This window comes from Gordonia westfalica (assembly GCF_900105725.1).
Taxonomy (GTDB): Bacteria; Actinomycetota; Actinomycetes; order Mycobacteriales; family Mycobacteriaceae; genus Gordonia; species Gordonia westfalica.
On record NZ_FNLM01000034.1, the window covers coordinates 3,885,043 to 3,897,339 of the forward strand.

Annotated in this window: 8 protein-coding genes and 1 pseudogene; 6 read left to right on the forward strand and 3 right to left on the reverse strand. The window is 67.9% G+C overall.

Going from position 1 to position 12,297, the window contains the following annotated elements; genetic code table 11:
• Window positions 1-41: 41 nt before the first annotated feature.
• Window positions 42-2,270, reverse strand: coding sequence for a molybdopterin-containing oxidoreductase family protein (locus BLU62_RS23290; RefSeq protein WP_074852266.1), 2,229 nt, complete (start codon window positions 2,268-2,270; stop codon window positions 42-44).
• A gap of 133 nt (window positions 2,271-2,403) precedes the next feature.
• Here BLU62_RS23290 and BLU62_RS23295 point away from each other — a divergent pair, with 133 nt between their 5' ends.
• From BLU62_RS23295 to BLU62_RS23315, 5 genes are all read left to right on the forward strand, one after another.
• Window positions 2,404-3,924 carry a flavin-containing monooxygenase gene (locus BLU62_RS23295; protein ID WP_074852267.1) on the forward strand — a complete coding sequence of 507 codons (1,521 nt, stop codon included), beginning with the start codon at window positions 2,404-2,406 and terminating at the stop codon, window positions 3,922-3,924.
• Window positions 3,925-4,143: 219 nt separating this feature from the next.
• The gene (locus BLU62_RS23300) at window positions 4,144-5,808 is read left to right on the forward strand and encodes a DUF6777 domain-containing protein (protein WP_074853197.1); all 1,665 of its coding nucleotides are present in this window, start codon (window positions 4,144-4,146) and stop codon (window positions 5,806-5,808) included.
• A 302-nt stretch (window positions 5,809-6,110) separates the two neighbouring features.
• Complete coding sequence (locus tag BLU62_RS23305) at window positions 6,111-7,286, forward strand: TY-Chap domain-containing protein (RefSeq protein ID WP_074852268.1); 1,176 nt, start codon at window positions 6,111-6,113, stop codon at window positions 7,284-7,286.
• Window positions 7,287-7,436: 150 nt separating this feature from the next.
• Window positions 7,437-8,279, forward strand: coding sequence for a hypothetical protein (locus tag BLU62_RS23310; protein WP_244278293.1), 843 nt, complete (start codon window positions 7,437-7,439; stop codon window positions 8,277-8,279).
• A gap of 95 nt (window positions 8,280-8,374) precedes the next feature.
• On the forward strand, window positions 8,375-9,652 hold the full coding sequence (locus BLU62_RS23315) for a TY-Chap domain-containing protein (protein WP_074852269.1): 1,278 nt from the start codon (window positions 8,375-8,377) through the stop codon (window positions 9,650-9,652).
• 3 nt (window positions 9,653-9,655) lie between these two features.
• On the opposite strand, the pseudogene BLU62_RS23320 reads toward BLU62_RS23315, so the two are convergent.
• A pseudogene (locus BLU62_RS23320) lies at window positions 9,656-10,200 on the reverse strand (dihydrofolate reductase family protein).
• A 178-nt stretch (window positions 10,201-10,378) separates the two neighbouring features.
• On the opposite strand from BLU62_RS23320, the gene BLU62_RS23325 reads away from it, so the two are divergent.
• Window positions 10,379-11,338: a phosphotriesterase family protein gene (locus tag BLU62_RS23325; protein ID WP_074852270.1), complete on the forward strand. Its 960-nt coding sequence runs from the start codon at window positions 10,379-10,381 to the stop codon at window positions 11,336-11,338.
• Window positions 11,339-11,349: 11 nt separating this feature from the next.
• Here BLU62_RS23325 and BLU62_RS23330 read toward each other — a convergent pair whose 3' ends face one another.
• Window positions 11,350-12,147, reverse strand: a complete 798-nt coding sequence (locus tag BLU62_RS23330; RefSeq protein ID WP_074852271.1) for an SDR family oxidoreductase — start codon at window positions 12,145-12,147, stop codon at window positions 11,350-11,352.
• Window positions 12,148-12,297 lie beyond the last annotated feature (150 nt).

Genomic DNA, 12,297 nt, shown 5'->3' on the forward strand with positions numbered 1-12,297 from the left:
GACGAGCACGCCGCTCGTTCGGGGAACCGGCATGCGTGCGTTCAGTATTCGGCCATCTCGTTGACGGCGCAATCTGCCGTCAAGGCCGACACCTGGATGGGCACGCCGGTCATGTTGGCCATCCCGGCGAGGCGTTCGAGGTCGGCCGGGTCCGAGGAGATCAGCGCGTTGACGTTCACCCCGCCGGCACCGAGGTCGTTCTCGGCAGCCGCGTTCGCACGGGTCCAGCCCCCGGAGCCGTTGTGCCCCCAGCCATGTGGGATCGCGACCACGCCCGGCTTGATGTCCTCGGTGATCGTCACCGGCAGCGAGATCCGGCCGTGCCGTGACGCGACGGTCACCAGGTCGCCCTCGCCGAGGCCCCGGGCCGTCGCATCGTCGGGATGCATTCGCGCCGCATGCGAGCGGCCGCCGCGCAGGAGCATCGGCGCGTTGTGTTGCCAGCTGTTCTCCGAACGGATCTCGCGCATGCCGATGAGACGCAACGGATATCGCTCATCGCGCTCGACGCTGAGCCGCCCGATCTCGGACATGATCTCCGGCGCGGCCAGCCGGATCCGCCGATCGGCGAACGTCACCGTCTTGCTGAGTTGCCCCGGAGCGAGACCGTCCGCCACGACGACACCGTGCGGGTGTTCCTCGACGAGCTTGCGATAGCTGAGCCCGCCGCGTCGAAGACCGAACCGGTCGCCGCCCAATCCGAGGCGGATCACCAGGTCGGACACCACGCGCGGGGTGATCGGACGTCCGAGACGTCGCGCGATCACGTTGCCGAGATGGAGTCCACCGACCAGCGGATTCCGCCGTGCGAGCGCGCCGATCAGCTCGTTGATCACCGTCCACTCCTCCCGCGCCTTGCCCTGTGGCGGGATCACCGCCTCGGTGGCCTGCTTGAACGGCGTGGTGAACAGCGCCTGGAACGGGAGCAGGAAGTCCTCGCGTTCGTACATCGTGGTGGCCGGGAGGATGTAGTCGGCGTGGGCGTTGGTCTCGTTGCGGTAGATGTCCAGCGACACCAGGAGATCCAGCTCATCGAGCGCGGCCCGGAGTTCGTCGCCGTTGGGTACCGACAGCACGGGATTGCCGGCGCTGACGAACAGGGCACGCAGCTGTCCCTCCCCCGGAGTGGTGATCTCCTTGGCCATCAACGACGCCGGCGCGGTCCCCAGCACCTGGGGCATGTTTCCGACGCGGCTGCGTCGCCTGCCCCAGGCGAACCGCGAAACACGCTGTAGTGCAGCCACACCCACCCGCTGTCCGGGAATGCCGAGGTCCCCGAACATCGATCCGCCCACCACGTCGAGATTGCCGGCCACGAGATTGACCATGTCGAGCAGTGCCGTGGTCAGCGTGCCCGTCCGACCCAGGGACGTACCGACGCGCCCGTACACGGCGGCGCGTTCGGTCGAGACCAAGGACCGCGCGATCTCCCGGACGCGCTCCGGCGGGATGTCGGTACGCACCGCGGTCACCTCGGGCGCATAGGCGGCCACCGTCGCCTTCAGCTCGTCGACCCCGCGCGCCCGCTGCCGCAACCGGTCCTCCCCGGCCAGCCCCTCGTCGAACATCACGTGCAGCAACGACAGCAGGAACAGCGCATCGGTGTCGGGAGTGATGGGCAGCCAATCGAATTCGCGGGCGGTCTCGGTGTGCCGCGGGTCGACGACGAGCACCGTGCCGCCCCGTGCCGTGATGGCGTGCAATCCGTCGCGGATGCGGGGCGAGGTCATCACGGAGCCATGGGAGACAACGGGATTGGCGCCGATGACGATCAGGTAGTCGACGCGGTTGATGTCCGGGATGGGTGCCGCGACCGGATTGCCGTACAGAAAATGACTCGCCACGAAACGGTTGTTCACGTCCTGCGAACCCGCCGAGTACACGTGGGGTGTACCGAGAAGGCTCATGAAGATCCCGGTCCAGAGCGTGTGCCCGGTCGAGAAGGTCGCGGGATTGCCGAAATACCAGCCGATCGATCCGTTCCCCCGGGCGCGTTGCACGCGGAGGAGACGGTCGGAGATCTCGGCCAGGGCGGTGTCCCAGGAGATCTGTTCGAAGTCGCCGTCGGCGCGACGGCGCAGCGGGTGACGTAGACGATCCGGGTCGTTGACGATCTCGGCGAAGGCGATGCCCTTGGGACAGGCGAACCCCTTCGACAGCGGGTGGTCCTTGTCGGGCCGGAGCGAGACGAGCCGATCACCGTCGACGGTGGCGATCATCCCGCACAGCGGCTCACAGATCCGGCAGTAGGTGGGCTTGTCCTGGGTCATGGTGCCGTCCCCCCTGGCCGCGGATTGTCGGCCCGAGGCCTATCGTCGTGATTGTCGGTGTGATTCCGTTCACATCTGATGACAAGTGTTGCATGATGACACCACCCGAGGCATCTCACGTCAGGAGGTCCCTGTGACCGAGATCGACGCCACCGAAGCCGCCCGATCAGCGAGCGATCCCGACACCCACGTGCGCGATGTCATCATCATCGGAGCCGGTCTGTCCGGCATCGACTGCGCCTATCGCCTGCGCGAACAGAACCCGGACGCCGACTATCTGATCCTCGAACGGCGCGCCCGGGTGGGCGGCACCTGGGATCTCTTCCGATATCCCGGAGTCCGTTCCGACAGCGACATCTACTCGCTCAGCTATCCGTTCGAACCCTGGCGCAAGCCGGGCGCGCTCGCCGAGGGTGACGACATCCGGAAGTACATCGAGCACACCGCGCACAAGTACGGCATCTCCGATCGGATCCGCTTCTCCCAGCACGTGCTGACCGCGGACTGGGACTCCTCGACCGACACCTGGACGCTGAGCGTCGAGGTCGGCGGTGTCAGGGACGGTGGGGGCGAGGAAAAGCGCACCGAGACCTACCGCGCCAGGTTCCTCATCTTCGCGACCGGCTACTACGACTACGACCAGCCCTACACACCGCGATTCGCGGGCGCCGAGGACTTCACCGGACAGATCGTCCATCCCCAGCACTGGCCGGAGGACCTCGACTACCGAGGCAAGCGCATCGTCGTCATCGGCAGCGGCGCGACCGCGGTCAGCCTCATCCCGAATCTCGCCGACGAGGCCGCGCACGTGACGATGCTGCAGCGCTCGCCGTCGTACATCTTCTCGTCGAAGCAGAAGGCGTACCTCGCACCGGCTCTGAAGAAGCTGCTGCCGCCGGGCGCCGCCCACCGTGCGATCCGGTTCCGCTATGCGACGCAGACCGCGGCGATCGTGCACATCACCCACAAGTTCCCGAAGCTCGGCCGAAAGCTGATCCGCGCCAACGTGGCCGCGAACCTGCCCGACGACTATCCGGTCGACGTCCACTTCAACCCGACCTACAACCCGTGGGACCAGCGCATGTGCCTGGTTCCCGACGCCGATCTGTTCAACGGCATCACCGAGGGATCGATCGAGATGGTCACCGACCACATCGACCGGTTCGACGAGACCGGGGTGCGCCTGACCTCGGGACGGCACCTCGACGCCGACATCATCGTCACCGCCACCGGTCTGCAGTTACTCGGGTTCGGCGGCACGCGTCTGCGCGTCGACGGCGACGAGGTGAAGCCGCACGACCGCTTCGTCTTCAAGAGCCACCTGCTCGAGGACGTGCCCAATCTCGCGTGGTCGGTGGGTTACACGAACGCGTCGTGGACGCTGCGCGCGGACATGACGGCGCGGGCCGTCGCGGATCTGGTGAAGTACATGCGCGAGAACGGCTACACCCACGCCTACCCGCATCTCGGTTCGGAGCCGATGGCATCTCAACCGTTGTGGGATCTCAAGGCCGGATACGTCGAGCGGTCTCCCGACGCGTTGCCGAAGTCGGGCACCCACGGGCACTGGAAGGTGCGCCACAACTACTACCGGGACGCGTTCGACCACCGCGTCGGCAAGATCGACGACTCGATGGTGTTCGGCCGGATCTGACCCACGCCCGGTCGGCCCGAGCCGGTTTGTCGGCTCGTTGGATTCGCTGCGTTACGCGGTGTGGTCCGAACGATCTAGATTTCGCGGCAGATGTCCGATCTTCGCAGGTCAGGCCTTGCCCCGCGTCTGATCGTCGCCCGATACTCGAACTCGGCGAGCGGCCCGCCCGCCACGACCGCGTCCGGTGTCACCGGCGCGTCGGCAAGAGGAGTTCGCCCGATGACCTATCCGCCCGGTCCCCCGACCTATCCCTCGACGCCGTTCGGTGCGATCCCTCCCCAGCCCCAGAACCGGCGGACCCTCACCCTCGTACTCGGCGCGATCGTCGTCGTCCTGGCCCTCGTGCTCGCCGCGGGGATCGTCTTCGTCGTGAAGGCGCGTAAGGGCGACATCTACGTTCCCGGTCTCACGCTCGCCGCCGTCAACGATCCCGGCATCGACCCGTTCACCGATCCGGTTCTCGTCGCCGGGGCGGGGAACCTGCCCGAGAACGTCGCGCTGACGGCCAGTGCCGGCGCCCCCGACATGGGTGGCCGCGCGGTCAACGGCACCGAACCGGGCCTCTACGCGACCGGTGACACCTCTGCCTGCGACACGGCGGCACTCAGCAACCGCCTCATGGCCGACCCGGCGAAGGCCGCTGCCTGGGCCGGCGTGTTCGGGATCGGCACCGCCGCCATCCCGCACTACCTCAACACCCTCACCCCGGTGGTCCTGACCGCCGACACCTGGGTCACCAACCACACGTACACGACGGGCCGGGCCGAACCGTTCCAGTCGGTCCTGCAGCGCGGCACATCGGTCTACGTCGACGCCGCGGGAGTTCCGCGCGCGATGTGCTCCTGCGGAAATCCCCTCGCGCCGCCGGCCTCCGCTCCCCTCGGCGGCTACCGGCTCGAAGGTCAGCCGTGGCCCGACTATCACAGCCGCGAGGTCACCCGCATCGCCTACAACAACCAGAACGTCACCGCGGTCAACCGGACGACGATGATCGTCCCGGGCGCCCCCACGCCGGTCGCGACCACACCCGGGTCGTCGGTCCTGCAGCTGCTGAACTTCCTCAGCGGCGAGATCCTGTCGCAACCGTTGGGCGGTCTGCTCGACCTGTCGGGATTCCCACCGCTCTCCGAACCGTTGCCCACGCCCGCCGCCCTGAACACGCCCTTCGAGGCGGGCACCGATGACGACGCCGAACGCAACGGACTGATCGAGGCCGGCAACCCCGCGGCCGCGCCCGCCGTCGAGGAACGTGCTGCCGAGGACAACGGGCTGCCGGTCGGCGCACCCGCCTCCGACTCGTCATCCGAGGAGCCGTCCGAGCAGCCGTCCGGCGTACCGGGTTCGGCGGAGGTGCCGGCATCGGGTTCGCCGTCCACCGCGCCCGATGCCGAGAATCCCGCCGCCCGGAGTGCACCGTCGGCGGCGTCCGTCCCGACCTCGTTCAGCGGTGCCGGTGACATGATCGGCAGCTTCGTCTTCGACGACGCCGGTCTGTCGGTCAGCTGCTCCGTCCCTCCGGGCGCACTCTCCGGCTCCATCACACTCACGTGCACCGACGGTGTACCGCGCTCGGTGAGTTCGGCGGCCCTGCAGCGTGCGGGCGTCGTCGGCGCGACCGACGCGACGGGGGTCTGGACCCTGGCCCTGTCGACCCGGGCCGTCGCGGTCCGGTCCGCATCCTGGACCGTCGCCCAGCCCGAGATCCCGGGGTCGGCCCCGCCTGCGGAGACGTCGACCGAAGAGGCGCCGCCGCCGGAGGAAACCCACACGGAGACCCCGACGACCACCGAGCCGACCACGAGCGAATACGTCCCGCCGCCGGAAGAACCCGCCCAGCCTTCCCAGTCGCCTGCGGAGGTGCCGTACTCATCCCCGGCCGCATGAGTTTGACATGCCTCTGACCTGCCATGATGCTGTCGGCACGGGGAAAACGGTCTGCTGAGTCAGCCGGTTCACCCAGGGCGGGGTACGGTTCGAGCAAGCGTTCCGTAAGAGGTCTGATCAACCGACCAACATTGTCACCCCGGTCACCTAACCTGATCCCGAAGAGGTTCGCGGTCGGTCCGCGTCCGAGCCGGCACATCCGGGCCGCTCGTCCCCCACCGACACCGCCGCGACCCGACGCACGTTCCACACCCCGCCGCACCGAGTGCTCACGATCGCAGCGCACGAGAAAGGAAGTCGACATGACACCCGACTTCACCGTGGACTCGAACATCGATGACGCCTGGCGCACATTCCAGCTTCACGTCGGCGACCGCTTGGCCAACCTCACCCCCGGTTCGACACTCACCATTCAGCAGGACCCCTTGATCCCCGAAGGTCCTCACGGCAGACTGCGATTCACCCTCACCGGTTCGAACCGTCTGCGCTGCACGATCGAGGACACCGATCTGCACCCTACCGAGGAGTACTTCCTCGAGCATCTCGAGATGCTCGACGCCCTCGGCTGGCGCCGGCTGCGCAACGGCACCCACATCTACGAGGTGGGTCGCCGCCGCGTCGACGAACTCGCCCACACCACGGTGGCGACGCTGCGTCAGATCTGGGAGGTCGTGCACCCGGCGTTCCTCGACCACTCGCCCGCGGCTCGCGCCGAACCGCAGATCGAGGTCGCGGTCCAGCCGTTCGACGGCGATCATCTGCGTGCACTTCTAGTCGGCTCCCTCGAGGACCTGACCGGCTGCCGGATCCAGACCGATGCCGACGGCGACATCGCGCTCCCGACCAAGCCCGTGTCGTCGTGGCTGAGCCCGCGTTCCGACGCGCCCCGCTTCGAGTTCTTCGCCCGCCTGGCCGGCGACATCCCCGACCGTCGACGCGCCGCCGACATCGTGGCTGCCCAGCCGACGATGGGTTCGGCGGTCCGCGTGCACCTGCTGCAGGACGAGGTGTTCGCGACCCTGACCGTCGAATGTGCGGTCTTCCATCCCCACAACCTGAGCTCGGCGCTCGCCGAATGGTTCAGCTTCCTCGCCGACTGCGCCCCCAACGTCATCGAGCAGATCACGCAGACCGCGGCACCGGCTCGCGCCGAGACCGAGGAACGCCTCCCGGATGCACTGCAGACCCTGCTGGAACTCGATCCGGACGGCCGGTCGCTGAGCGCCCGCGAGGTCGCCAAGATCTGCCGGTACAACCAGGCCGACATCCTCTCGTTCATCCACACCTGCGAGGAGCAGTACCTCACGTGGAAGCGTTCGGCGGTCGACGCGACCGCGGCCGCCGATACCGCCGAAGCCGACGCCTGCCGCCATGAGGCCGACGCGTGGCGCGCGACGACGCACAATCTCCGGGCCGCGCTCCGGGTGGTCGTACTGTCCGACGACGACGTGGCCGATCGTCGCCCGTCAGCCAAGTAGCCCCGATCGGGCCCCTGCTCCCCGCCCGCCGTTTCCGGTAGTCCACCCGAAGGATTTCGGTTCGGTACACGAGCGCATCGGTGGTGCGTGCGCTATATCGGAAGAGGGTCTCCCGCGGGCGACCCCGCCCGGCATCCATCGGAGCATCGCATGACCCTCACCACCGAACGCAGCACGCTGACGTTCGCCTTCCCCGAATCGGGACCCGACGCCCGCCTGCACGTCGCGTTTCCGCGGACACTGCGCGCCACCGATCTCGCCAACCGGGCCGGACTCACCGCCGACACCACCCTGCGGCTCGCGCAGGGTTCCCCGACCGGTGACGCCGACGCCGTCATCCCGATGTGGCAGTCGGAGGCCACGTGGATCGATTTCTCGTCGCCCCATCAGCACCCGTTCCTGGTGATGATCGGCGTGGACGGGGTCAACGCGATCAGTGGGGAGAAGTTCACCGGAACGCCCGACTTCGAGTCGGACGACTACATCGAGGTGCCCACGCAGCAGACCCTGGCGTCGTACCGGACGGGCGCGGGCGATCACCGGCAGTTCGTCGCTCCGTCGACCCACTCGCGCCAGGGGCCCGATCCGCGCGGAACGCTCGTGCAACTGACGGTGATACCGATGCGAGCCGACGCCTGGGCGCGACGCCGGCGTCACACGTCGACCGCCGGCACCTGTATCCTCTGCGACATCTCCCGGGCCGAGCGTGCGCGCGCCCAGCCGCGAACCGCGGTCCCCCGGATGATCGGTCCGCTCGAATCCGCCGACACGTGGCATCCGACCCTCATCGGGTCCGCCGCCGTCCGGATAGTCAACTCGCTGACCTGGGAATCGCTGACCGGCCGCACCCCCCGACACTCGCCGCTGACCTGTGCGGACTACATCGACCATCGACTTCCGTGGTATTCGACCTACGGCGAATCGACAAGAGGTGGAACGACAAGAGGTGGAACGACGAGGTCCTCGTCGTCCCCGGTGGATCTCACCCCGTAGAACTCACCCGGGTGTCAGGTAGGCGTCGTAATATTCGGGTTCCGCAGGTTTCCCGGCGGTTGCCCGGCACGACGATCGATCCCCAAGGAGTGCGAATGTCCCCCGATTTCGATGCCGTCGTCGAGGCGGCATGGCGGGACTTCGCCGACACCCTCGCGGGCCGCGTGCCCGAGCTGGCGCCAGGGCAGTCGCTGACGGTCGTCGAGGCGGCGGCCGGTGGCTGGCGCCGGCGGATGACGTTCGCCGTCGCCGACGCGGACCGGTTGCGCTGCACCATCTCCGCGGGTGACCTGACCTGGACCGACAAGGACCGCTGGATGCAGCAGGCCACCTACATCGTCGACCGGGGTTGGTGTCGTCTGGAGGGTCGTAGTGCGTTCTGTTACGAGGTCGACGAACACCATTTCGGCGAGCTGGCCCGCGCCGCGGTACGCGCCCTCCGCGAGGTGTGGGGAGTCATCCACCCGTCGTTCGTCAGCATCAGCGACCCGTCGTACGCCCGGCACCACCTGACCTCGGGAACGGCCGACGTCGAGCCCACCGACGACGCCCCCGCCACCGACCGGCACGGTCGCGAGTTCGGGTCGCATGCGCTCGATCCGGAGACCACCAACGCCGACACCATCCGCTTCGCCTCGCTGGCCCGTCCGCTCGACGCACCGGCCGAGAACGGGGTCGTGCCGCAGTCCAAGGATCATCTCGTCGAACTGGTCCGCGCCGCGATGTCGGCGGCGGGCCGGCCGGTGGTGATCAGCCCCCGCAAGGCCATCTTCCTGCGGTCGTCGGGCACGTCGCTTCTCCGTCCCACACGGGATGCGCGTGCGCTGGAGATCGTGACGATCCTGAGCTCGGCGGTGCCACCGCCGTCGGTCCTGGGGATGCTCGTCTCCGAGTTCTCTCCGCGCTGGCCCGAGATCGCGGTGGTCGTCCGCAACGGCCTGGTCTACGCGCAGCGGCGCCTCGACGTGGCGGTGTTCAGCCCCGCCAACCTCGACGCCGCTCTCCGCCGCTGGGACGAGTTCGCCGGCACCGCCCGTGCCGAGATGATCGCCCGGATCGAAGGTGACAAGAAGTCCACGCACCGGTGTCGCGGCGAACGACTCCCCGGCGCGTTGCTGGCACTGCTGCGCGTCAACCAGAAGCCCGGCAACAAGCTGTCGCCGACCACCGTCCTCCTCGCCTGCCGGCGCGATCCCGAGCGCGTTCACGAGTTCTTCGACATCTGCGCCGCCGAGATGCGCGAGTGGATGGACAACCTCGCCTCGGCGCGCAAGGCCGAGCTCGGTGACGACGAGATCGCGTTCTGCGAGGCGGAGCACCGCGCCTACGCGGAGGTGGCGCAGTTGCTCCTCAGCGCGATGGAGCTGACCTGACCCTCAGTCGGTGGACCCGTACGACAGGTGCACCACGCCGTTGTCGAAGGACTCCGTCTCCACCAGCGTGAGCGGCAGCTCGGCCAGGCCGTCGAACAGACGTGCGCCGCTGCCGAGGACCACCGGATAGACGAGAAGGTGCAGTTCGTCGATCAGCTTGTCCCGCAGGAGCGCTCGCACCAGCGTACCGCTACCGCTGACGTACAGGTCGTGGGAGTTCTTGAGCTCCCGGATCCTCTCGGCGTCGTAACCGCCGATGACCTCGGAGTTCTGCCAGCCCTTCGCCTCGTCGAGCGTGGCGGAGACGACGTACTTGGTGGTGTCGTTGAAGAAGGGCGCACCCGGGTCGTCGTCGACCGTGCGGGTCGACCAGGCCGGTCCGAACATCTCGAACGTGTTGCGGCCCAGCAGAATTCCGTCACACGCATCGGTGATGCCACCCCCAGCACCTCGGCCATCCGGTCGGGGAACCCGTAGGGCATCGTGAAGGCGGGGTTCTCGTAACTGCCGTCGAGGGTGACGAATTCGTGGACGTGGATCTTTCCCATCGGAATGCTCCTGTGCTCGCGAGTGTGCGTTGTGGTCACGATGTCAGACCAGTCGCCCGTCCGGAACTCATCGGCGGCATGTGCCGATGCCCGGCGAAACGACGTACAGGCCGAAGCCGCCTCGATTAGGGTTCGGCCCAACGGGTGCGCAACGAGGCGCCCCTCCAGGAGGTTCTCGATGGCCACCGTTCACACCGCAGCAGGCCCGGTCGATTCGGCCGACCTCGGCAAAGTGCTTGTGCACGAACATGTTTTCATCGTCGGCGAGGAGTTCCGGCAGAACTACCAGGACGACTGGGACGAGGACGCGAAAGTCGCCGAGGCCGTCCACGACCTCGCCGAACTGAAGGAACTGGGGATCGACACCATCCTCGATCCCACGGTCCTCGGGCTCGGCCGGTACATCCCGCGCATCCAGCGGATCGCCGAGCAGATCGACCTCAACATCGTCGTCGCGACGGGGCTCTACACCTACAACGACATCCCGTTCCAGTTCCACTACGCGGGTCCCGGTCTGCTCTTCGACGTGCCCGAACCGCTGGTGGATCTGTTCACCAAGGACCTGACGGAGGGCATCGCCGACACCGGTGTACGCGCCGCATTCCTCAAGTGCGCCATCGAGGAGCAGGGACTGACGCCCGGCGTCGAACGGGTGATGCGAGCCGTCGGCCAGACCAGCGCGCAGACCGGCGCACCCATCACCGTGCACACCAACCCGCACACCCAGTCGGGTCTGGTGGCGCAGAAGGTGCTGGCCGAGGAGGGTGCCGATCTCACGAAGGTGGTCATCGGCCACTCCGGCGACAGCGTCGACCTCGACTACCTGATGAAGATCGCCGATGCCGGCTCCATCCTGGGCATGGACCGATTCGGTCTCGATCTGCTGCTGCCGTTCGACGACCGGGTGAACACGGTCGCCGAACTGTGCAAGCGCGGCTACGCCGACCGCATGGCCCTCGCCCACGACGCGTCGTGCTTCATCGACTGGTTCGATCACGAGGCGAAGAAGCAGGCGCTGCCCAAGTGGAACTATCGCCACATCAGCGATGACGTCCTGCCCGCGCTGCGCGAACGCGGCGTCAGCGACGCGGATATCACGACGATGCTCGTCAACGTTCCGCGTCGGTACTTCGAGTAGCGGCCTGCAGGTCAGGCCAGGGATCGCTGGTAGCGGCGCATACCGCGCAGCCAGCGGTCGTAGTCGGCGCCCTTCTGGCGGTACATGTCCAGCACCTCGGCGTGCGGGAGGATCAGGAATCGTTCGTCGGCAACCGCTTCCAGCACGATCGCGGCGACCGCGCCCGGGGTCAACACCTCGCCGGCGGTCTCGACGGCCCTCTGCATCAGCTTCTGGTCCGGTGTGGCCGAGTCGTCCTCGGGGCGCAGCAGCTTGGTGTCGACGCCCATCGGGCACAGGCAACTGACGCGCACACCGTCGTCGCCGTGGGTGATGTTGAGCCACTCGGCGAAGCCGACGGCAGCGTGCTTGGTGACCGAGTACGGCGCATTGCCGATCTGGGTGAGCAGGCCGGCGGCCGACGCCGTGCTGACGAAGTATCCGCTGCCGCGCTCGACCCACTCCGGAACGAGACGCCGCGCGGCGCGGATGTGACTGCGCAGGTTGACGTCGAGCACCAGATCCCACATCGCCTCATCGGTGTCGAGGCCACCACCGCGGCCGATGCCCGCGTTCGCGAAGTACAGGTCGACGGGCCCGAAGGTGGACTCGGCCAGGCGGACCGCCGCATCGATGTGATCGTCGCTCGAGGCGTCACCGGCAATCGCGACCGCGGACTCGCCGAGGGCTTCGGCAACGCTCTCCGCCGATGCCGCGTCGAGGTCGGTGACCACGACCTTCGCGCCCGCCTCGACCAGCGCGTGCGCGAGCGCACCACCGATCCCACCCCCACCGCCGGTGACGATTGCTACCTTGCCCGCGACGTCCATGGGATCTCCTTCGATCGGTGAGTCTGGATACAGACCTACCAGACGTGCGGATCATCTCCGGCGGCTGACCCTCGCCGAGGGCAGGACTCTCCGCCCCGCTCACGATTTCCGTTCCCGCTCACCCGTTCTTCGTGAGCGGGAACGGAACGG